23 protein-coding genes are annotated in these 20977 nt (G+C 40.0%); 18 read left to right on the top strand and 5 right to left on the bottom strand.

Going from position 1 to position 20977, the window contains the following annotated elements; translation table 11 throughout:
* Positions 1–18 precede the first annotated feature (18 nt).
* Both R8925_RS13595 and R8925_RS13590 read right to left on the bottom strand, forming a co-directional pair.
* On the bottom strand, positions 19–1491 hold the full coding sequence (locus tag R8925_RS13595; protein ID WP_430536342.1) for a phytoene desaturase family protein: 1473 nt from the start codon (positions 1489–1491) through the stop codon (positions 19–21).
* 201 nt (positions 1492–1692) lie between these two features.
* Positions 1693–1887 carry a YkvS family protein gene (locus R8925_RS13590; RefSeq protein WP_036072223.1) on the bottom strand — a complete coding sequence of 65 codons (195 nt, stop codon included), beginning with the start codon at positions 1885–1887 and terminating at the stop codon, positions 1693–1695.
* Between the two features lie 325 nt (positions 1888–2212).
* Here R8925_RS13590 and R8925_RS13585 point away from each other — a divergent pair, with 325 nt between their 5' ends.
* The 3 genes from R8925_RS13585 to R8925_RS13575 all read left to right on the top strand — a co-directional run bounded on the left by R8925_RS13585 (position 2213) and on the right by R8925_RS13575 (position 5744).
* Positions 2213–2479: a phosphocarrier protein HPr gene (locus R8925_RS13585; RefSeq protein WP_036058844.1), complete on the top strand. Its 267-nt coding sequence runs from the start codon at positions 2213–2215 to the stop codon at positions 2477–2479.
* Entirely contained in the window at positions 2479–4197 is a 1719-nt protein-coding gene (gene ptsP / locus R8925_RS13580; RefSeq protein ID WP_430536341.1) for a phosphoenolpyruvate--protein phosphotransferase, read from the top strand. The genes R8925_RS13585 and ptsP overlap by 1 nt, the downstream gene beginning before the upstream one ends.
* Positions 4198–4880: 683 nt before the next feature.
* Positions 4881–5744 (top strand): NAD(P)-dependent oxidoreductase, encoded by an 864-nt coding sequence (locus R8925_RS13575; RefSeq protein WP_430536340.1) that lies wholly within the window; start codon positions 4881–4883, stop codon positions 5742–5744.
* Between the two features lie 52 nt (positions 5745–5796).
* On the opposite strand, the gene R8925_RS13570 is transcribed toward R8925_RS13575, so the two are convergent.
* Complete coding sequence (locus R8925_RS13570; RefSeq protein WP_430536339.1) at positions 5797–6948, bottom strand: aminotransferase class I/II-fold pyridoxal phosphate-dependent enzyme; 1152 nt, start codon at positions 6946–6948, stop codon at positions 5797–5799.
* Between the two features lie 74 nt (positions 6949–7022).
* On the bottom strand, positions 7023–7436 hold the full coding sequence (locus R8925_RS13565; protein ID WP_430536338.1) for a YkyB family protein: 414 nt from the start codon (positions 7434–7436) through the stop codon (positions 7023–7025).
* A gap of 241 nt (positions 7437–7677) precedes the next feature.
* Here R8925_RS13565 and R8925_RS13560 point away from each other — a divergent pair, with 241 nt between their 5' ends.
* The 6 genes from R8925_RS13560 to R8925_RS13535 all read left to right on the top strand — a co-directional run bounded on the left by R8925_RS13560 (position 7678) and on the right by R8925_RS13535 (position 12175).
* Positions 7678–7902 carry a hypothetical protein gene (locus R8925_RS13560; RefSeq protein ID WP_430536337.1) on the top strand — a complete coding sequence of 75 codons (225 nt, stop codon included), beginning with the start codon at positions 7678–7680 and terminating at the stop codon, positions 7900–7902.
* 246 nt (positions 7903–8148) lie between these two features.
* Positions 8149–8373: a YkuJ family protein gene (locus R8925_RS13555; RefSeq protein WP_036072214.1), complete on the top strand. Its 225-nt coding sequence runs from the start codon at positions 8149–8151 to the stop codon at positions 8371–8373.
* A gap of 510 nt (positions 8374–8883) precedes the next feature.
* The gene (gene cbpB / locus R8925_RS13550) at positions 8884–9318 is read left to right on the top strand and encodes a cyclic-di-AMP-binding protein CbpB (RefSeq protein ID WP_430536336.1); all 435 of its coding nucleotides are present in this window, start codon (positions 8884–8886) and stop codon (positions 9316–9318) included.
* Between the two features lie 15 nt (positions 9319–9333).
* Positions 9334–10212 (top strand): transcriptional regulator CcpC, encoded by an 879-nt coding sequence (gene ccpC / locus R8925_RS13545; protein WP_430536335.1) that lies wholly within the window; start codon positions 9334–9336, stop codon positions 10210–10212.
* Positions 10213–10261: 49 nt separating this feature from the next.
* Complete coding sequence (gene dapD, locus R8925_RS13540) at positions 10262–10972, top strand: 2,3,4,5-tetrahydropyridine-2,6-dicarboxylate N-acetyltransferase (protein ID WP_430536334.1); 711 nt, start codon at positions 10262–10264, stop codon at positions 10970–10972.
* A 78-nt stretch (positions 10973–11050) separates the two neighbouring features.
* Positions 11051–12175: an N-acetyldiaminopimelate deacetylase gene (locus tag R8925_RS13535; protein WP_430536333.1), complete on the top strand. Its 1125-nt coding sequence runs from the start codon at positions 11051–11053 to the stop codon at positions 12173–12175.
* A gap of 235 nt (positions 12176–12410) precedes the next feature.
* Here the strand turns inward: R8925_RS13535 and R8925_RS13530 are convergent, their stop codons facing one another.
* On the bottom strand, positions 12411–13253 hold the full coding sequence (locus tag R8925_RS13530) for a mechanosensitive ion channel family protein (protein WP_430536332.1): 843 nt from the start codon (positions 13251–13253) through the stop codon (positions 12411–12413).
* A 241-nt stretch (positions 13254–13494) separates the two neighbouring features.
* Between R8925_RS13530 and R8925_RS13525 the strand changes: the two genes are divergently transcribed.
* From R8925_RS13525 to R8925_RS13485, 9 genes are all read left to right on the top strand, one after another.
* A complete protein-coding gene (locus R8925_RS13525; RefSeq protein WP_430536331.1) occupies positions 13495–13986 on the top strand; it encodes a PTS sugar transporter subunit IIA in 492 nt (163 codons plus the stop codon).
* Between the two features lie 103 nt (positions 13987–14089).
* Positions 14090–14782, top strand: a complete 693-nt coding sequence (locus R8925_RS13520; RefSeq protein WP_430536330.1) for a copper homeostasis protein CutC — start codon at positions 14090–14092, stop codon at positions 14780–14782.
* A gap of 103 nt (positions 14783–14885) precedes the next feature.
* Entirely contained in the window at positions 14886–15758 is an 873-nt protein-coding gene (locus R8925_RS13515) for a CvfB family protein (RefSeq protein ID WP_430536329.1), read from the top strand.
* 143 nt (positions 15759–15901) lie between these two features.
* Entirely contained in the window at positions 15902–16615 is a 714-nt protein-coding gene (gene liaF / locus R8925_RS13510; RefSeq protein ID WP_430536328.1) for a cell wall-active antibiotics response protein LiaF, read from the top strand.
* The gene (locus tag R8925_RS13505) at positions 16612–17667 is read left to right on the top strand and encodes a sensor histidine kinase (protein WP_430536327.1); all 1056 of its coding nucleotides are present in this window, start codon (positions 16612–16614) and stop codon (positions 17665–17667) included. Before liaF ends, R8925_RS13505 begins: the two co-directional genes overlap by 4 nt.
* Positions 17664–18302, top strand: a complete 639-nt coding sequence (locus R8925_RS13500; RefSeq protein ID WP_430536326.1) for a response regulator — start codon at positions 17664–17666, stop codon at positions 18300–18302. The genes R8925_RS13505 and R8925_RS13500 overlap by 4 nt, the downstream gene beginning before the upstream one ends.
* A 17-nt stretch (positions 18303–18319) precedes the next feature.
* The gene (locus R8925_RS13495) at positions 18320–18979 is read left to right on the top strand and encodes a potassium channel family protein (RefSeq protein ID WP_430536325.1); all 660 of its coding nucleotides are present in this window, start codon (positions 18320–18322) and stop codon (positions 18977–18979) included.
* 164 nt (positions 18980–19143) lie between these two features.
* On the top strand, positions 19144–20055 hold the full coding sequence (locus R8925_RS13490; RefSeq protein WP_430536324.1) for a hypothetical protein: 912 nt from the start codon (positions 19144–19146) through the stop codon (positions 20053–20055).
* Positions 20052–20894, top strand: a complete 843-nt coding sequence (locus tag R8925_RS13485) for an FUSC family protein (protein ID WP_430536323.1) — start codon at positions 20052–20054, stop codon at positions 20892–20894. Before R8925_RS13490 ends, R8925_RS13485 begins: the two co-directional genes overlap by 4 nt.
* Positions 20895–20977: the final 83 nt, after the last annotated feature.

Raw genomic sequence — 20977 nt, 5'->3', positions numbered from 1 at the left:
GAGACAGCAGTTTTTTTCTTACATCAATTCTTTATTGAACTGACGAACAGCGATATTGGCACTTTCTAAAATAAAGGGAAGACTGTTTGCTGGATGTACCGCTCCGCCTACAATTTTCATATTTTTGACGGCTGGTATTTTATTTGGTCGAAATGGACCTAATTGTGATAACTGATGTGTAAGGTTGAAAATGGCGCCTTTAAAAATATGGAAATCGTTTTCCCAATCATAGGGTGTGATAATTTTTTCAGTGAGGATATGAGATTCTAAATTATTTAACCTTAATTTCTTTTCAATCGTTTTAAAAATTAGCTCGCGCATGATGGAGTATTCTTTTCCCCAGTCGATATTGCTGTTATTGTTTGGAACAGGGACTAGAATGCGAAGTGTTGACATATCTTTTGGCGCCATTGTCTTATCAACAGCTGTAGGATAGGTTAAATGAATCGATAATTCTTCGGGGATGATGCTTTGATGCATGATTTGATCCATATGAATACGAAAGTCACTAGGAAAAATAACGGTGTGTACATTTAGTGGGAGCGTCGTATTCAAGCCAAGGTACATAACGAAACCAGAGCATGAGTATTTTTTCTTAGTTAATTTCTTTAGATTAGTAGGTGCTTTTTGGGAAGAAAAAAGATGGCTCATAGCATATGCGTAGTCTGCATTTAAAAAGAAATAATCGCCCTCAACTGTTTCTCCATTTTCCAGCGTTAGAGATGTAATTTTTTTTGAGGTTACATTTATTTGTTGCACGCATTGGTTTAAATGAATGGTTCCCCCATTTTCTTGTACGATTTCACTCATAGCATATGTGAGACGATTGATCCCACCAATAATATGAAAAACGCCAAAATAGTGCTCGGAAAAAGGAATAACAGAAAAAGCACCGGGTGTTTGCCAAGGGGACATTCCTAAAAGCTTAGTTTCAAAAGAAAAAGCGAGACGTAATCGCTTATCTTCAAAATATTTAGCAAGTTCATCGATTAAGTGGTTACCAAGTGTAAGGCTAGGAAGTGCGCGCAATGTTCGCAAGCGAAAAACGGACCACAATGATGTAAAAGGTTCTTGCCAGATAGGTAACAAGTAAATCATTTTCTTGGCATTATCACGCATAAATTGATCATAATGCTCTTCCTCACCGGGAAAAAGTTGTGCAATCTCTTTTTTTGTCTTATCTTGGTCGGGAGATGGACTGAAAACAATGTCATCTATGTATAGACTGTAAAGGGGGTCTAGTGAAATCAGTTTGATATAATCTTGAATATTGCGGTTACAATCTGCAAATAAAGCCGTTAGCACATTCGGCATATTTAATGCAGTTGGACCTAAATCAAAAGAGAAGCCATCTTGTTTTAAAAGAGAGGTCCTGCCACCAATTTCGGTAGCTTTTTCATAGATATGTACGTCGTGACCTTGTTCTGTTAGTTGCATAGCAACCGCTAGTCCACCTGGTCCGGCACCAATTATCACGATTTTTTTCGACATGCTTACTCACTCCCAAATTCGCAGTTTTTATAAATAGAAAATCATATGAAAATGGTTTCAGCGTGCCAACAAACACTCAATTTCACTGTTAAAAACCAAATGCCAAAGCTTGTGTAGTCACTTTGGTATTTGCTTTTTCCTAGCAATTAAATGTTTGCTAACACGCTGACGTTTACGGAAAATCATGAACAATAGTAGTGGCTATTTTTCGTCATCTACTGAATGTACAATCTTGTATTTTTTATGATTGACTACTGTCTTTTCTTCGATGGCTAGCTTTTTGAAATTTTCCATTAATGTTAAATCTACAATGACAGAATTTTCGTTTATTTTTTCAACAACACCTGTTAAACCATCTTTGAACTCAATAATGTCTCCTACTTGTGCTTTTGCCATGTTTATCACTCCCGATTCATAGAAACGTTACTAAAGCAATTCACTAAATATAAAACGTTGACTTCATTTTGCCTGAAAGATGATTAGAATGCAAATGAAAGACCTTGTAAGCGTTGTGAAAAAGTCTGGGATTGGAAGATATCTTAACTAAATGATAGCGTTTTTAAAGAAAATTTTTAAAATCAGAATAAATTTGCACCAAATAGTTGTGTCGGGCGCGAAAACATGGTAATCTTTTTAATTGAGGGATAGTCTTTTTTTGCTGAATTTTTTTTTAGTGAGGAAAGTCACAATAAAATTTCTTATATGAAGGAGAATGTAAATTATGGAACAAGCAAGCTTTGTAGTAATCGATGAAACAGGAATTCACGCACGCCCAGCAACTCTTTTAGTTCAAGCGGCAAGCAAATACAGTTCAGATGTACAAATTGAGTACACTGGGAAAAAAGTTAACCTGAAATCAATCATGGGCGTTATGTCTTTAGGTATTGGTAAAGGCGCTGACATCACAATTTACGCTGAAGGTAGCGATGAGAAAGACGCAATCGTTGGCCTAACAGAAGTACTTAAAAAAGAAGGCTTGGCTGAGTAATGGTTAAGGAATTAAAAGGTATCGCAGCATCCGATGGCATTGCTATCGCGAAAGCTTACTTATTAGTGGAGCCAGACTTGTCTTTTGACAAAACGGAAGTTGCTGATACAGAAGCCGAAGTTAAACGTTTTCAGGATGCGGTTGCAGTTTCTGGATCTGAGCTTGGCAAAATTCGTGATATCGCGAAGGAAAGCTTAGGCGAAGATAAAGCTCAAATTTTTGATGCGCATCTTTTGGTTTTAAATGATCCAGAACTTATTACACCAATTTCTGAAAATATTACGAACAATAAAGTGAATGCAGAATCTGCTTTACAAGAAACAACAGACATGTTTATTGGCATGTTTGAATCAATGGATAACGAGTACATGCGTGAACGTGCGGCTGATATTCGTGATGTTCGCAAGCGTGTTTTATCACATCTTTTGGACGTAACGATTCCGAACCCGGCGTTAATCGATGAGGAAGTTGTTGTAGTCGCTAAAGACTTGACACCTTCTGATACAGCACAATTGAACCGTAATTTTGTTAAAGGTTTCGTAACAGATATCGGCGGACGTACTTCTCACTCGGCAATCATGGCGCGTTCATTAGAGATTCCTGCTGTTGTAGGTACTGGTGAAATCACTCATGATACGAACGAAGGACAAATAATCATCGTGGACGGCTTGGAAGGAAATGTTATCATTGACCCAACTGCTGACCAAATCGCTCATTATGAAAAAGTAAAATCTGATTTTGCAGCACAACAAGCAGAATGGAATAAACTTAAAAACGAAGCAACCGTTTCTAAAGATGGTCATCATGTGGAACTTGGCGCCAATATTGGTACGCCAGAAGATTTGACAGGTGTTATCGCGAATGGTGGAGAAGGAGTCGGACTTTATCGTACAGAATTCTTGTACATGGGTCGAGACAACTTCCCAACTGAGGAAGAGCAGTATGAAGCTTACAAAGCCGTGCTTTCTGGCATGGACGGAAAAGCTGTTGTTGTTCGTACTCTTGATATCGGTGGGGACAAAACGTTGCCATACCTTGACTTGCCACATGAAATGAATCCATTCCTTGGTTTCCGTGCGATTCGTTTATGTTTTGCGAATAAAGAATTATTCCGTACGCAATTACGTGCTTTACTGCGCGCAAGTGTTCACGGCAATCTAAAAATCATGTTCCCAATGATTGCTACAGTTAATGAATTCCGCCAAGCCAAAGGACTTTTGGAAGACGCGAAGAAAGAACTTTTAGCAGAAGGTGTGGCAGTATCTGACACAATTGAACTTGGTATTATGATTGAAATTCCAGCAGCAGCAATTCTAGCCGATCAGTTTGCGAAGGAAGTTGATTTCTTTAGTATCGGAACAAACGATTTAATCCAATATACAATGGCAGCAGACCGTATGAACGAGCAGGTTTCCTATTTGTATCAACCATATAATCCTTCTATTTTACGCCTTGTGAAGATGGTTATCGACGCAGCGCATAAAGAAGGTAAATGGGCTGGTATGTGTGGCGAAATGGCTGGCGATCAAACAGCTGTACCATTATTGCTTGGCATGGGCTTAGATGAGTTCTCTATGAGCGCATCAAGTATCCTGAAATCACGTTCACTAATCAAACGCTTAGATCGCACAGAAATGGCGAAATTAGCGGAAGAAGCATTACAACAAGCAACTGAGGAAGATGTTGTGGCTTTGGTTAACAAATACACAGCAGAGTAATTAGTTTTTTTGAAAAGCCCGAGGAGAGATCCTCGGGTTTTTGTTTGCGAAGTGAAAAAATCTGTCGACCGCTAGTAGTGCAAAAATTACGGGGCATCGACAGATTTCCTTTAATAATTGGTATCAAAGGGTTTAAGTCAATTTTGATAGAGATTTCTGTAAGGTTAGACGGTTTAAAAGTGAAGATTTACTATCGGTCGACAGATTTGGTGTCTTTAGGTATGATGGGAGTAAGGCTGAAAAGTCACGAGTTTTTATCTAAGTAATGTGAAATGTAAATCCATACCATGCACTCATTTTCCCTGTAGAATTACGTTTTTATCTAAGTAATGTGAAATGTAAATTGTTACCACTTCTTCAATCTGTTTGTCAAGTTCTTTGTTTTTATCTAAGTAATGTGAAATGTAAATAAGGAAAATTACATACTCTCCAACATCCCACTGTGTTTTTATCTAAGTAATGTGAAATGTAAATACCAACAACCGGATTAACCCAGCGCTTGCCGTCATGGTTTTTATCTAAGTAATGTGAAATATTAGCCCCAACTTGGCCTCTATTCCTGGCTAACCATTGATAATTCTCCTCTCCATCCTGTTTTTAATCACTTCAATTTGCAATTTTCTCTGACCAGATGTAAACTTTGTCTATACGAAAATTGATCGATATAAAGGAGGAGTTTTGGAATGAAGAAGGTTGGGTTTGTTGGTGTTGGTGTCATGGGTGCGAGTATGATTCGGAATTTGATGAAGGCGGGATTTGAGGTACATATTTATACGAGAACGAAAGAGAAGGCTGATGCGGTGATAGAATCTGGGGCTATTTGGTATGATACGCCGCAAACACTGGCACCGAACGTGGATGTGCTAATTACGATGGTGGGCTACCCAACGGATGTCGAGCAACTTTATTTGGCAGAGGATGGCTTTTTGACAACGCTACGTGCTGGGGCTTTTGCAATTGATATGACGACTTCTTCGCCAAATCTTGCTAAAAAAATTGCGGATGAAGGAAAAGAAGCGGGGATTTCGGTACTCGATGCGCCTGTTTCCGGTGGGGATATTGGTGCGAAAAATGGTACGCTTACTATTATGGTAGGTGGAGATGAGGCGAATTTTTCAGCTGTGGAACCGGTTTTGAAAGCGATGGGGCAGAGTGTTATTTTGCAAGGAGGATCAGGAGCTGGTCAACATACTAAGATGGTGAATCAAATCGCGATTGCGTCAAATATGATTGGAGTTACAGAAGCGATTGTTTACGCGAAGAAAGCAGGGTTGAATCCCGAAAATGTTTTGGCATCGATATCTGGTGGTGCGGCAGGTAGTTGGTCTTTATCGAACTTGATTCCGCGGGTGCTAAAGGATGATTTTTCGCCAGGGTTCTTTATAAAGCATTTCATCAAAGATATGCGAATTGCGTTGGATGAGGCGAAACAAATGGGACTAGAACTTCCAGGGCTTGCAATGGCAGAGCAGATGTATCAACAATTAGCTGAGTCGGGGTTTGCTGATAATGGCACGCAGACACTAATTAAATACTACGAAAAATAACCAAAAAGCTCTGTGCCTAACGCGGAATCATGCGTCATGTACAGAGCTTTATTTATTCATATTTTTCCATGAATGTACTCATTCGATCCATTGCTTCTGCCAATTGAATGAATGAAGCGGCAAATGAGAGCCGGAAGTAGCGATCGCCTTTTTCGGAGAAAGCCGATCCTGGAACAACAGCCACATTAGCAGTTTCAGCAAGTTCGATTGCCCAGTCAAAAGAATTTTTTTGGATGGCATCTGGCAGTTTTGCGAAGAAGTAAAAAGCACCATCGGGCCGGATAATCGAGAAGCCCATTTTAGTGAGACGGTCTTGAACGAAACCAGCGCGTGTATTGTACTCTGTTCGCATTTGCACTGCATCATCTTTACCACGAAGCAATGCCTCTTCAGCAGCTTTCTGAGAGATAGAAGACGCACATGTAACCGAATATTGATGAACCTTTATCATCTGATTTGTAATTGCCTCCGGAGCCATTAAAAAGCCTATACGCCAACCAATCATTGCGTGGGATTTGGATAACCCGTTAATAACAATGGTTTGCTCACGGATCATTGTTGCGATGGAAGTATGTGTGCCAAAGAATGTAAGCTCACTATAAATCTCATCTGCAATGACAAAAATACCAGTTTCACGAACAACTTCTGCAATCTGCTCTAACTCTTCCACTGTTAGCGTTACGCCGGTTGGATTAGATGGATATGGCAAAATTAGCGCTTTTGTTTTTGGTGTAATCGATGCGCGTAGTTGTTCTGCGGTCAATTTGAAAGCCGTTTCGGTCGTATCTATTTTAATCGCTGTAGCCTCCATCAAGTGGATTAAAGGCTCATATCCAGGATAAATTGGGTCTGGCAGTAAAACTTCATCACCAGCTTCTAAAATGGTCTGTAGTGCCACATTAATTGCTTCTGTCGCACCTACTGTCACAATAATTTCATTGGTATTGTAGTCCAAATCGTATTTTTCATGAAAATAATGTGAGGCAGCTTTTAAAAGCTCTGGCGTTCCAGCATTTGGCGTATAGTTTGTAAAATCATTATGAATTGCTTCAATCGCAGCTTGTTTCACGTGCTCCGGCGTCGGGAAATCTGGTTCGCCAAGCGTTAATCTGATCATATTAGGGATCTCAGCAACTCGCGTGTTAAATTTCCGAATGCCACTAATTTCAATCTCTTGTACAGCTTGTCTTAACTGTTTTGACATGAATAAACTCCCTTTCTATAGGACACCAAACTAATTCCTTATTGGTTAAGAAGTAAACTAGGCTCAACACTTTATTAGCGGAAATATGGGGAGGCATTTTCATAGAACGCGGATTTCTTGAGAGGATCTGGTTTGACGCCAGTGTAATTCTCTAGTGTTGTTTTTGCGTGTGACAGCGACATTCTGACTTGATTCGTTGTTTTAATTGGCTGCATAGTCCCAAGGTGCGGTAGGTCTTTCATATCTTTTTTTTGCGGTGGAAGATGAAACAGGAAACCGTGGCAATCAATGAGAAGATTAGAATGTTGGTAGGACTTTTTTGGATTGTTTGAAAATTGGAGACCTAGCTTTTTCGCATGGCCTTCGTGTAGTAGTTTTTCAATCGCAGCTTTCTTCAATTGATAAAGATAGCGTGGATCGATTGCGGCTTTGCTATGGCGATTCACAATAAAGATCGCTTCAGCAATTTTTTTGCTCGCAGTAGGCATTGTATCCCTCCTTTCCAGTTATAACTAATTATACCGGAAAAAGCGTGGAGAAAAAAGTGAAATTAGATAAAAAAATCAAAAAAATCGCAAATGTGTCAGCTTCTTCACGACTTTCGTTAAATAATGTAACATTTCTTGAATTATCGGATAACTTTTTCAAAGACGACTTGTATTCTAATGAATTTTCGAGTATACTAACAGTAATGATAATCATTTTCAATTAGAAGGGGCTTGATGGCATTTGAATAAAACAGGCAAAGTAGAATCATTTTATTTCCCGACAAAAGACGGGATGTTGAAATTGCATGTATATGGTTTTAATCCAGTTGGTTCCTGGGGTGAGGTTTATACAACCCTAAATGAGCAAACGGTGTGCGTGAAAGGTTTTCATCGTCAAAAAACAATTATGCGTTCAGTGAAAATGATGCTGGATACAACCATAAATAAAAATAAGAATCAAGGTTAGGGTTCTGGACAATAGACTGTGGAATGAGGAATTTAAAGCCTGATTCTATGGTTTTTTTTATTGTTTGAAGATAAAATAGGTTTCAAAGGATGAGATAGGAGGAAAGCAGTAATAACGAGTCATAAATTATTTGTTTATTATAAATTTTACAGAACGCTTGCTAAATAGGTGTAAGGTGCGATAAAATCTGTTAGTACGGTTTTAAACAAATGATAATCGATAGTTGAATAGAGAGGAGAATGTACAATGTCTCAGTTATTGGGAATTATTCAACGTTTACAAGCAATGCAAGAGGATGAAACGGCGGATACACAATCACGAAGATTCGAAAAAGATGGAGAGCCGTTGTGTGAAGTAAGATATTTCCATGCTTCGAATTCTTATGAAGTTGAAATTTATGGAGATAAAAACAAGTATCAATTTGATGATATTGATATGACCACACTTGAAATTTTCGAAATCCTACAGTAAGCGATTAATTACGAAACAAGACTAGTCTCCAAGTAAATAGTAACGGAAAGATTACCAAAGACGACAAACTCTGTTGCTTTTGGTAATCTTTTTGTGATTGAAAAGCGGAAACAGCCCGTTTAACCTCGACAGAAATTGTTAGGGGGCGCAGTGAAAATCCTCTTTTGATTTTTACGGAGGCCACGAAATTTCCAAGAGGTTGGCTGTAGAGGCTGGATCCGGAGGCGCATCACGTGACGGAGTACAAGGATTACATGCTCACTTTGCTCTCATGCATATTGAGGTTCTAATTCAGCGAACTACATGTAATATTATTCTCTTTAATTACTCATTCTCAACCCCATTCCCTTTTGAAACGGCTTTCTTTATGGTAAAATGGGCATGAGCAGGTTTGAACTATTCTCTTTTGGGATAAATACACAAGGGGATTAGAATAGCGAGGGCTATTGCTAAAGGTTGGGAGTCAACTTTCCAACACGCCAATAAAGAACAGAGATGAGGGAGATTTTTATGATCTCTAGTAGACTAGGAAATTTTTTGAATGATAAATTAGAAAATTATATTATATCCGCCGAAAAAGTAGCGCACGTCCAAATGGGAAACAACTTAGAGCATGCGTTGCTAGTTTTGACGAAGTGTGGTTATTCGGTCATTCCAGTCCTTGATTTTGAATTTAAATTACATGGATTGATTAGCTCGGCTATGATAACCGATTCGATTCTTGGATTAGAGCGTATCGAATATGAACGCTTAGAAACGCTAAAAGTAGAAGATGTAATGCAGACGAAGATTCCAGTTTTGATAAATTCGCACGATGTGGAGAAAATCGTGAAGTTACTCGTTGATAATCCGTTTATCTGCGTCGTTGATGAGGCAGGAATTTTTGAAGGAATTATCACGCGTCATGTTATCTTAAAACAAGTACAACGCTATATTCATGAGTAGATAGGAGAGAGTCGATTGATTGTCACAGAATATGAATTATTAGTTTGCTTAGCGGCAGAACTCAATATGCGAAAAAGTGCTGAGAAGCTATTTCTGTCACAACCAGCGCTCTCACAGAGACTTCAAACAATTGAAAGTAGATGGGAAACGAAAATTTTTCTGCGCACGCAAAAAGGTTTATTGTTAACACCGGAAGGCGAGGCGATCGTGCAACATGCAGAACGCGTTATCGAGCGGGAGCGTCAAATTCAAGAGCGTTTAGAGGCGCAAGATGGCATTGTTCGTGGAACGTTGAAAATTGCTTGTGCCAGCATTGTTGCTCAAATGTGGCTACCACGCGTATTGAAAGAATTTATCAGTGCTTATCCGGATGTTCATATTTCAGTTGTTACTGGTTGGAGTAGTGAAATTCATCAAGCACTTGTGGATGGATCAGCGCATGTGGGAATTGTGCGTGGCAATATTTCTTGGAAGAGTGTTCAAAAACCGCTGTTTCAAGACAAGCTTTTTCTTGTGGATAAAGAAATCAAGCAATTGGATGAGGTATTAGAATCGGAGCGACCGTTCATTCAGTTCCAGAGCGATTCGAATTATTACCAGGTAATTCAAGATTATTGGCAACGCAATTTTGGTAAGATGCCACGACAAGCGATGGTAATGGATCAAATTGAGACGTGTCGCCAAATGGCTTTTAACGGTATTGGTTTTGCGATTTTGCCAGAAGTCACATTAATCGGGGCCAGTGAAGATATTAACAAGGTTCCACTCATCGATAAATCTGGGGAAATTTTAAGTCGGGATACGTCGCTGATTGGCTATGAACAATCACTCGCATTGCCACAAGTGAAGGCGTTTCTAGAAATTGTAGATAAATATCTTGAAACTCATTACTAGCTATGGCACTATTAGATAGAAGCACATATTTGAAAGGGGTTATTCATTCATGAAACAAATGGACGCACATCAGATTATTTCATTCATTCAAAATAGTAAAAAGGCTACACCGGTGAAAGTATATGTCAAAGGTGAACTTTCGAGTATTGATTTTCCAGAGGATGTAAAGACATTTATTACGGGAGAAGTTGGGACAATTTTTGGCGAATGGGCTGTTGTTAGTGAACTTCTTGAGGAAAATAAGAGTAAACTAGTGGACTATGTTGTGGAAAATGATCGTCGTAATTCGGCAATTCCATTATTAGATATGAAGAATATTAATGCACGCATTGAGCCAGGTGCTGTGATTCGTGATCAAGTTGAAATTGGCGATAATGCAGTTATTATGATGGGTGCAAGCATCAATATCGGTTCGGTGATTGGCGATGGCACGATGATTGATATGAATGTTGTACTCGGTGGACGCGCAACGGTTGGTAAGAACTGTCACGTTGGAGCTGGCTCTGTCCTAGCAGGCGTTGTTGAGCCACCATCCGCGCAACCAGTTATTGTTGAAGATGACGTTGTAATTGGTGCTAATGTAGTTGTTTTAGAAGGCGTACGCGTTGGGAAAGGTGCTGTTGTTGCAGCAGGTGCGATTGTTACAAAAGATGTGGCACCATACACAGTTGTTGCTGGTATTCCTGCAAAAGAAATCAAGAAAATCGATGCGAAAACGCAGTCAAAAACAGAAATTATGCAAGAACTTCGCGAATTATAAGAAATGATTCAGCGTTTACCTTTAGTGAAAGTGCGAACTTTTGCTAGAGGTAGGCGCTTTTTTAGGAGGAGAAGAAGGATGACTGAATTAAGTCCATTCATAAAATTGCGTCGAGAGTTACATTTAATCCCAGAAGTCGGCTATGAAGAGTTCAAAACGCAGCAATTTTTACTAGATTACATAGCAACATTACCACAAGCGAATTTGGAGATAAGAACGTGGCGTACAGGGATTTTAGTACGAGTGTCAGGGACGAAACCGACGAAAACAATTGGCTACCGAACAGACATCGATGCACTGCCAATCACGGAAGAAACGGGGTTATCATTTGCAAGCCTTCACTCAGGAAAAATGCATGCATGTGGTCATGATTGTCATATGAGCATTGCGCTTGGCCTGTTGACTCATTTCGCGAGCAATCCGTTGCGTGATAATCTTCTTTTCGTATTCCAGCCAGCAGAAGAAGGGCCAGGTGGTGCAAAACCGATCATGGAAAGCTCAGAATTTAAAGCTTGGTGGCCAGATACGATGTTTGGGCTTCATATCGCGCCAGAATACAAAGCAGGTCAAATAGCAGTTAAGCCAGGTCTCCTGTTTGCGAATACCTCTGAATTATTTATTTCGTTCAAAGGAAAAGGTGGGCATGCGGCATATCCTCATCTAGCGAATGATATGGTCGTAGCAGCAAGCGCTTTTGTTGGTCAGATGCAGACGATTATTAGTCGTAACATCGATCCACTAGACGCAGCGGTTATCACGATTGGCCAAATTCGCGGTGGCGAGGTTCAAAATGTCATTGCTGAGGAAGCCTATTTGGATGGCACGATTCGCACGCTTTCCAAAGAGACGATGGATATTGTGTGGACGCGTCTCAAGCAACTCGCAAAAGGTTGGGAAGAAGCCTATCAATGTGAGGTTAATTTCATTCCAGGTTCCGATTATATGGAAGTAGACAATGATGTGGCTGAAACTAATAAATTCATCGACTATTTGCAAAAAAATTATCCAGAAAGCTATATTTCCTGTAAAGAAGCGATGACTGGCGAGGATTTCGGCTATTTCCTAGAAAAAATTCCAGGCTTTATGTTCTGGCTCGGCGTCGATTCTGAATATAGCTTACATCATTCGAAATTAAATCCAGATGAAGCAGCAATTCCATTTGCGATTGAAGTTTTGACTGGTTACTTGGAAAATATAGAATGAAAAGAGGAGTCAGGACAAACTCCAAATAAAATAAAACCGCCTTACTCATTATTTGGAGTAAGGCGGAAATCGTGATTAAGTAGATCAAGCGAAAGTGTTTGTGTTCAGGGAATTTTTCTAAAGAATTAACCATACTTTTTGTTCATGTGTATATTGGGGCTGTAACGCATCACTTATTCGATCAGCCCCGACAACGCGAGCGCTTTTTGCTGGTTGACTAGCATGTTCCAGACACTTACTTTCCAGGTTCCAGTGGTGCTAGGTAGGAAAGCGGTAATTCAATTTCATTGCGAACTAGCTCTTCACGAATATCTTTCAGCAGATTACGTTGGACTTCAAATTGTTCACCATTCACAGCTTTTCCCATTACACGAATAACGGTACTTGTTGCGCTTACTTCCTGAACACCAAGAACAGTAGGACCGTCAACAATATTCTTATTTGTGGCTTTTTCCTGTTTACAGACGTTTTTGATAATATCCATAGCTTTTTCTGCATTTGCTGTCGGGGCAATGCGAATATCAACTAAGATACGCATATTACCACGAGAATGGTTACTGACAATCATAATTTGTCGATTCGGAATGAAATGCAAGGTACCATCGAAATCACGCACTTGTGTCGTTCGCAAACCAAGCGTCTCTACATGGCCATTCACTTGCTCTAGCGTAATACTGTCGCCAACATCCAACTGTCGCTCCAATAAAATGAAAAAACCGGTCACAACATCGCTCACAAGACCTTGTGCACCAAAAGCGATGGCCAAACTAGCGACACCAGCTCCCGCGACTATTGCTGTCACGTTGATGAAGTTCTGCAAAATTAAAATTGCAAAAGTAAAAAACATAATGTAACCAAAAACATTCATAATTAAGCCTTCTAGTGTCTTGGCGCGGCTTTCAGAGACCATCTGCTGCGAACGATATTTTTGAAAAAAGCTTCGAATTAATTTACGTCCAATCCAGCTAAGCACAAAATATAAAATGAGTAGAATAGCTATGCTAATTATTTTAGAAATAGAAGCTAGCCAAATTTTATCCCAATCAATATTTTCAAACCATCGTGTTACAAATCCCAATATGTCACTTCCTTTACTAAATAAAGACTTGCTATCATTCTAACAAAAGGAAGCGAGATGTGTCTAGATAAAAAAGTAAGAATGTCTTTTCATATGTTATAATGTAAACAAGATAATTGTTTTCGTAATTAAATTTCACGAATCACCTTATAATGTGAAATAATATTTTAATTTTACGAGCTTTTTGTTCCGATATAAGGTACAATAAGAAGTAGGCTAACTTTTAGGAGGAATTGATACTATGTTTAAGAAAATGTTTAAAAAAGATAAAGCAGAAGCGGTAATGGCACATGCAACAGGACAATTTGTGAAATTAGAAGACGTTCCCGATCCAGTTTTTAGTCAAAAAATGATGGGTGAGGGTATTGCTGTTAAACCGACAAGTGGCACGGTTGTAGCGCCAGTTGCTGGTGAAATTATTCAAATCGCTGATACGTTGCATGCGTTTGGTATTAGATCGGAACTTGGTCAGGAAATTCTTGTTCATATCGGTTTAGAAACGGTTGCATTAAAAGGTGAGGGCTTCAAAGTACTCGTATCTCTCGGCGATAAAGTGACTGTGGGACAGCCGATTGTGGAAGCAGATCTTGATTTCATTGAGAAGAATGCAAGTAGCACGGTGATTCCGATGGTTGTTACAAACAGTATGGAGAATAAATATGACTTTGATTGGAAAGCTGTGACTGATGTTGTTGCTGGCGATACAGTTGTATTTGAGTCGAAAGCAAAATAATAATTGGAAGGGCATTGTTCTGCGGAGCAATGCTTTTCATTTCTTTTCGAAGGAATTTAAGATAAAATAGTACATAGTTATAGTAGGTGAAGGAGTGGAAAATATGGTACTTGAGGTTATTGTTGAGAATATACGTGAAGCATCGGAAGCGGAGCATTTTGGTGTGGATCGCTTAGAGGTTGTTTCAGCTATTAGTGAAGGTGGTTTAACGCCTAGTTACGGGGTTATTAAACAGATTACGCAGGATATTAGAGTTCCCGCGATGGTCATGATTCGTCCTCATAGCCACTCTTTTCATTATGATGAATATGATATTGCTATTATGCAGGAAGATATTTTGATGGCAAATGAACTTGGCGCACATGGGATTGTTTTTGGGGCGTTAACGAAATCGGGGCAGATTGATCGCGATTTATTGGAGAATGTGATTGATTGGAAAGGTGATATGGATTTGACTTTCCACCGAGCAATTGAGAGTGCACAAGATATTGATAAGGCTTACGCGGTTCTTCGGGAGTATGGCAATAACATTACGCAAGTTTTGACGTCAGGTGGCGGAGATAAAGCAACAGATACGATTGATCGCTTGAAAAAGTGGGTTTCGGACAGCCAAGCGGACATGACTTCTTTTGAAATTTTGGTGGGGAGTGGTGTGACGCCAGATAACATTAATTTGCTACACGAAACGCTTCAGAACACGCAATACCATGTTGGTGGTGGCGCGCGCATTGACGGTGATTTCAGTAAGGGGCTGGATGTTGCGAAGATTAAGGCGTTGCAGGAAGCGATAAAATAAAATGGGGAGGCCGAACTAGTGATGGTTCGGTTTTTTTCTGGGGCTGTACCGACTTCTTGATTTAAGCTATAATAGGAACAGAATAACTAATGAGGTGGAAAAGTTGATAAATATGATTGGGACGGCGCAAGTGATGGCCGTTATTGCAAAAGAGGAAGAGTACTTTATGCTTGAAAAACGTGGCGTGGAAGTGAAGTTGCCACTTACGAACGCGTCTAATTTAGATTTGGCGGTTGGTGACACGGAAACGGTATTTATTTACCGTGATTATGATCACGAGGTTGTGGCGACAACAATTATACCCAAAGTGCAAGTTGGGAAGTTTGCTTGGGGTACGGTGACGGATGTACGTAAGGATTTAGGTGTATTTGTTGATATCGGAATTCCAAAAGATGTCGTTGTTTCGATGGATGATATGCCGGCGCTGAACCATTTGTGGCCGAAAAAGAACGACCGGTTGATGATTATGTTGCGGGTGGACGAGAAGGAACGGATTTGGGGCGTGCTCGGTGAGGAACATGATTTTAAAGCGATTTCGACCAAGGCAACGCAAGATATGTTTAACAAAAATGTGACAGGAACGGTTTATCGCTTATTGAAAGTTGGAACGTTTGTGATTACAGAAGATGGTCATGTTGGCTTTATTCATGAGACAGAGCGGACATCGGAGCCGCGTCTGGGGCAAAAATTGGATGCCCGCGTGATTGCTGTTAAGCCTGACGGGACATTGAATTTGTCATTGCGTGGAAGGGTTCATGAAGTGCTAGGCGATAATGCGGAAATGATTTTGACGTACTTACGAAGTGTTGGTGGTAAGATGGCTTTTTCCGATAAATCTGATCCGGATGCAATTCGTGCTAAATTTGGTGTTAGTAAGGCGCAATTTAAGCGAGCGCTAGGGACCTTAATGAAAGAACGCCGTATCAAGCAAGAGGATGGCTTTACTTACTTGACTGAGGACGATACCGAAAAATAAGACTTAAGATGGAGAGATAGTTCGAGCTACAGCGGCTGTTATGATTGGGCTGGGCTGTTTATAATGGGGACAGAAAGTTAATATTCTAGTTACCCGTTCGTTGAGTCTAACTCAAAATTTGACAACAAAGGGGGTGTATTCAGATGAAAAAATTAGAAGGTTCGTTTATTTTCTTATTCTTAGTTTTAATCGCAGTGGGTATCGCATTTGAAATGCTTTTCAGATGGGAATTGCTCGTTCTGTTTGCGATTGGTATTTGCTTTTTATTTACATCGCGCAAAGAAGGAATTCCGAAAAAGAAAGCTCGGACAAGGCTCTTTATTGCGGCAGTATTTATTTTGATTTCAGTACTTTTGACGGCAACATTCAAAATTGGTTTGGTCGTCGCTGGGATTTTTGCAGTATATTATTATGTGAGCCGTAAGCGTGCGCCACAGTTGTTGATGGTAAAGACGAAGGAAACGGCAGAAAACCTGAATCCGCGTGACACGTTTATTCGCAATCAGTGGTTTGGTAATCAGCGGGTACTAGATGTGGTATATGAATGGGATGATATCAACATTCAAACGGGAATCGGTGACACAATTATCGATCTTGGGAACACGGTTTTACCAACAGGTGAGAGTGTTGTGTTGATTCGGAGCTTTTCGGGCAAGATTCGCCTGTTAGTTCCGTTTGATTTAGGAATTTGTCTGGAACACTCAGCTATTTTCGGGCATTTACAATATGATAAGAAAAGTACCATCGTACAAAATGATACCATCAAGCTTTATTCGGATAACTATGAAAAGGCACCGCGTAAGGTGAAAATCATTACGTCTGTCGTGCTTGGCGATTTAGAGGTGATTAGACTATGACCTTTACACGTGCCTCGATGGCGACTACAACGGCTTTGTTATTAATTGCAACGCTTGGAACAACGGTAATTTACCAATCTGGCAGTGATATTTCATGGTATGACCTTTTGGTTAGCAAAAAGATTTTTTTCTTGCCTTTTATAGTGTTTATTGTATTGATGGCAGTTTCTGTCGGACTCATTGTCGGGGCGGTAATTGGCTATATTATTAAGCGGAAATTTGAAGCAATCGATTTTTCACTAAGACTTTTGGAGCAAGGGGAATTGGAGAAGAAGCCGGCCGATGAAGAGGAAGTTTACGCGGAAATTCAACAAGTATACAAACAGATTGAGCGATTACGTTACAAAATGAAGGCACAGACGATGATGACGCAGGAAATCGCGAATGAGCGTGCGGAGACAACAGGGCAATCGAAAGAGGCTATTTTGGCGGAGGAACGACACCGGATTGCGCGGGAATTGCATGATTCTGTGAGCCAGCAACTTTTCGCGGCGATGATGCTTTTGTCGGCACTCAATGAACAAAGCGAGAAGAATGCGACGCCGACGATGCAAAAGCAGTTGCGAATGGTCGAGTCGATTGTAAATGAATCGCAGTCGGAAATGCGCGCGTTATTGCTACATCTACGTCCAACTCAATTAGAAGGAAAGTCGTTGAAAAATGGAATTGAGTTATTGTTGAAAGAGTTGACGACGAAGTTACCGATTCAGGTTGAATGGCAGATTGAAGATATTTCGTTCCAAAAAGGTATCGAGGACCATTTATTCCGAATTGTGCAGGAATTGCTATCTAATACGTTGCGTCACTCAAAGGCGAATCTATTGGAAGTTCGAATGATTGTTATTGATAATTTAGTCGTTTTAAAAGTGGTCGATGATGGAATTGGATTTGATATGAATAAACCGCAGACTGGGTCGTATGGTTTGCAAAATATGCGTGAGCGGGTGGCTGAATTTGGTGGCTCGATTAAAATCATTAGTTTTCCTAAAAAGGGAACGAGCGTGGAAATCAAGATTCCACTGGTGAAGAAAAAGGATGTGGACGGCGAATGATAAAAGTTTTACTTGTAGATGATCACGAAATGGTGCGAATCGGTGTTTCCGCGTATCTTTCGGTTCAGGATGATATGGAAGTCGTTGGCGAGGCAGAGAATGGCCGGGAAGGCGTCAAGCTGGCGATGGAGCTTCGTCCGGATATCATTTTGATGGACTTAGTGATGGATGAAATGGACGGCATAGAGGCGACACAGGAGATTATGCGTCAATGGAAAACGGCGAAAATTATCATTGTGACGAGTTTTATTGATGATGAGAAAGTGTATCCAGCACTTGAAGCGGGTGCATCGAGTTATATGCTGAAAACATCGACAGCGGGCGAGATTGCAGATGCGATTCGTGCTACATATGGTGGAGATTCTGTCTTAGAGCCAGAAGTAACTGGGAAAATGATGCAGCGTTTGACTGCGAAACCAGAGAAGAATTTGCACGATGATTTGACGAATCGGGAAAACGAGATTTTACTATTGATTGCAGAAGGTAAATCGAATCAGGAAATTGCAGACGAGCTTTTTATTACGCTAAAAACGGTGAAAACACATGTGAGTAATATTTTATCGAAGTTGGATGTGCAAGACCGTACGCAAGCGGCGATTTATGCGTTTAAACACGACCTTGTTGATAAAGAGTAAAGGGGTGGATTTTTACGATGAAAGAAGGATTTGCAGTTATTGGATTGGGTCGTTTTGGCGGCAGTATTTGTAAGTCGCTTGTCGAGCAGGGCATGGAGGTGCTAGCAATTGACTCAAGCGAAGAACGAGTTAACGAATTTATGTCGATTGCAACGCATGCGGTTATTTGTAATTCAACGGATGAGAATGCGTTACGCCAACTTGGAATTCGGAATTTTGAACACGTGATTGTGTCGATTGGTGAGGATATTCAGTCAAGTATTTTGACGACGCTTATTTTAAAAGAGATGGGCGTGAAGTATGTCACGGCTAAAGCAACGAATGATAAACATGCGAAATTGCTTGATAAAATTGGGGCAGATCGTGTCGTACATCCCGAACGCGATATGGGTCGCCGAATTGCGCATTATATCGTTTCTAAAAATATGTTGGATTATTTGGAGCTTTCGGATGAGTACAGCTTGGTCGAGATTTCCGTTTCAAATCGCAAGTTTCTTGGTAAAAGCATACACGAACTAGATTTCAGGAATTCGTTTGGCGTTAATATTGTAGGTATTAAGCGTGATAAACAGATGATTATTACACCAGAAGCAACGGACGTATTGCAGTCTAGTGATGTTCTCATTGTGATTGGTAGTGACGATGACATCGAACGTTTACAGGAACAAATTCAATAGGGTGAGAAGGCTTGGCGTGTAAAGTGATACGCGGCCTTTTTATTTTGCCTAATAAAGACGCTTATTCGTTACGTAACAAGGGTATATAATAAACAGCTATCGTAATGAAGCGAAATTCGATAAAGTTTATAAATGATACTAAAACAAAAAGGGGACAACACAGAATGAAAAAATTAATTTTAGCAAAAGTTGGGATGAAAGGTTTAATACATATGTTGCAAGTCTTTATTTTTGCAGTTATTTGCGTCGGCTTCCATACATTGATTGTGCCACAATTTATAGGCCTACTCCCGATGGCTTTATTGATGGGGATTATCTTGATTCAGCCAACGAGCGGCTTTACAAAGAAAGCCATGTCAAAAATCAGTTTGATGTTCACGGTGGCGTGTATTATTGTAGGCTTTTCATCAACGTTTTTTGATAATAGTGTCTATGTTTATTTGCTGGTTATGGTTATCACGCTTCTAGTAATCAATTTTATCATGCCCCAAAAATACATGGTGATAACGATGGCGATTGGGACGGCTTTATTTTTTCTCGATACCTCAAGTATGGGTGTGCCTTATTGGATCATATTGCTTATCGCATTAGTTGATGTTGGTCTCTTTTTTTTCGTGGTACGGTTGATTGTGCGACTTGTGCACATTCCAATTGAGAGGTCGATTCAGATGCTGATGAAACAAACGATGTCTTTACTCCAAAAAGAGTTGGAAACGATATTATCAAAAAAGGAAGCGGGCCGCCCTAAACCTTTGTATGGTATTTTTGTGCAGTCACAGATGTTGATTCATGAATATTCGCAAGGAAGCAAAAGAAATCCGAGGCATGTGGAGATTTATCAAAAAACATTGGCATTTTATTTGCAGGCGTATTTTAGTTTGCTAACGATTTCAGAATTGGGAGAATATCGAGTAGATGAAACTGTCAAGAGCGAATTAAGCAAACTGGGAATGAATGATGTTGCGACTGAGATTGGCGGAGATAAGGTTCTAAGTTTTCATATCAGTGAGTTTACAAAAGGAATTGAAGCGATACGTGAGAATATGCAGAAGCTAAGTGGTGGTGGAGTAGTATGAAGATGTCATTCAAAGAGCGGTTAGCCTTAGACCCTCGTGTTGCTAAAGTATTAGTCAGCCTATTTGTTTGTGTCGCACTATATCCTTTTTTAGGGAAATATATTGTTTACCCAACGTATGTATTTAATGCGATTTATATTACTGCACAATTAACAAAAGGTGCGACGTATAAATCAAGTATGGAGCGTATTTTGGGAACGATTATCGGTGGGCTGACGGGCGTTGTTTTCTATTTTATTGTTCCAGACAACCACTTTTTTATGATACCGATTGCAGCGACAATTGCTGTCTTGTGGGGATACTTGTTTGTTGGAAAGTTTACGCCAGTTATAGCGGTTATAACAGTCATGGTTTTAGTGGGAAAAGGAGAAGGTGAGCCGGTTCTTTATATTAATAACCGGATGATAGATACACTAATAGGCTTAGCGATAGGTTTTCTGGTTTACTCCTTTTATCCGAAAAAGAAAACGGAGATGAACCGGATATTTTACGATCATGCCAAGGCTTGTTTGGTGCGAATCGAAAAAATCATTATGAAGTATCATCGTAAAGAAGCGCTTCATAATGATTTAATTGAGGCTTGGAAAGGTTTGCAGGCCTTGAAGCAAGAGCGAATGACGATTGTGAATGATAGTAGCTTTGTACCAAAAGTGGAGGATACAGAGCCGATGTTGTCGCTTATTCATGATTTGGAGCAGATGCTTCATAATTTGGAAATTTTGTATCACCATCCGGTTTCAGATGGTGCGCAGGCTGGTTTGGAAGAGGTTATTGTTTTTCATGAGCAAACATTGAGCCGGCTTTTTGAGAAGACGAATTCAGAAATCAAAGTATTTTAACTAAAAACGAGTCTGAGACAAAAGGTTCTCTGACCTAGAAAAATACGTATCCAAAATCTAAATGCAGATTTTGGATACGTATT

Origin of the sequence: Listeria rocourtiae subsp. hofi, assembly GCF_963575615.1 — a bacterium.
Lineage (GTDB): Bacteria > Bacillota > Bacilli > Lactobacillales > Listeriaceae > Listeria_A > Listeria_A hofi.
This window is presented reverse-complemented; position numbering and strand designations above follow the sequence as displayed.

Coding starts and splice junctions, on each gene's coding strand:
- R8925_RS13485 (WP_430536323.1), top strand. CDS start 20,052: ATGAAGATGTCATTCAAAGAGCGGTTAGCCTTAGACCCTCGTGTTGCT.
- liaF (WP_430536328.1), top strand. CDS start 15,902: ATGAAAAAATTAGAAGGTTCGTTTATTTTCTTATTCTTAGTTTTAATC.
- R8925_RS13590 (WP_036072223.1), bottom strand. CDS start 1,887: ATGGCAAAAGCACAAGTAGGAGACATTATTGAGTTCAAAGATGGTTTA.
- R8925_RS13565 (WP_430536338.1), bottom strand. CDS start 7,436: ATGCCTACTGCGAGCAAAAAAATTGCTGAAGCGATCTTTATTGTGAAT.
- R8925_RS13505 (WP_430536327.1), top strand. CDS start 16,612: ATGACCTTTACACGTGCCTCGATGGCGACTACAACGGCTTTGTTATTA.
- R8925_RS13525 (WP_430536331.1), top strand. CDS start 13,495: ATGTTTAAGAAAATGTTTAAAAAAGATAAAGCAGAAGCGGTAATGGCA.
- R8925_RS13500 (WP_430536326.1), top strand. CDS start 17,664: ATGATAAAAGTTTTACTTGTAGATGATCACGAAATGGTGCGAATCGGT.
- R8925_RS13585 (WP_036058844.1), top strand. CDS start 2,213: ATGGAACAAGCAAGCTTTGTAGTAATCGATGAAACAGGAATTCACGCA.
- R8925_RS13520 (WP_430536330.1), top strand. CDS start 14,090: ATGGTACTTGAGGTTATTGTTGAGAATATACGTGAAGCATCGGAAGCG.
- R8925_RS13490 (WP_430536324.1), top strand. CDS start 19,144: ATGAAAAAATTAATTTTAGCAAAAGTTGGGATGAAAGGTTTAATACAT.
- dapD (WP_430536334.1), top strand. CDS start 10,262: ATGAAACAAATGGACGCACATCAGATTATTTCATTCATTCAAAATAGT.
- R8925_RS13595 (WP_430536342.1), bottom strand. CDS start 1,491: ATGTCGAAAAAAATCGTGATAATTGGTGCCGGACCAGGTGGACTAGCG.
- R8925_RS13555 (WP_036072214.1), top strand. CDS start 8,149: ATGTCTCAGTTATTGGGAATTATTCAACGTTTACAAGCAATGCAAGAG.
- R8925_RS13495 (WP_430536325.1), top strand. CDS start 18,320: ATGAAAGAAGGATTTGCAGTTATTGGATTGGGTCGTTTTGGCGGCAGT.
- ptsP (WP_430536341.1), top strand. CDS start 2,479: ATGGTTAAGGAATTAAAAGGTATCGCAGCATCCGATGGCATTGCTATC.
- R8925_RS13535 (WP_430536333.1), top strand. CDS start 11,051: ATGACTGAATTAAGTCCATTCATAAAATTGCGTCGAGAGTTACATTTA.
- cbpB (WP_430536336.1), top strand. CDS start 8,884: ATGATCTCTAGTAGACTAGGAAATTTTTTGAATGATAAATTAGAAAAT.
- R8925_RS13570 (WP_430536339.1), bottom strand. CDS start 6,948: ATGTCAAAACAGTTAAGACAAGCTGTACAAGAGATTGAAATTAGTGGC.
- R8925_RS13575 (WP_430536340.1), top strand. CDS start 4,881: ATGAAGAAGGTTGGGTTTGTTGGTGTTGGTGTCATGGGTGCGAGTATG.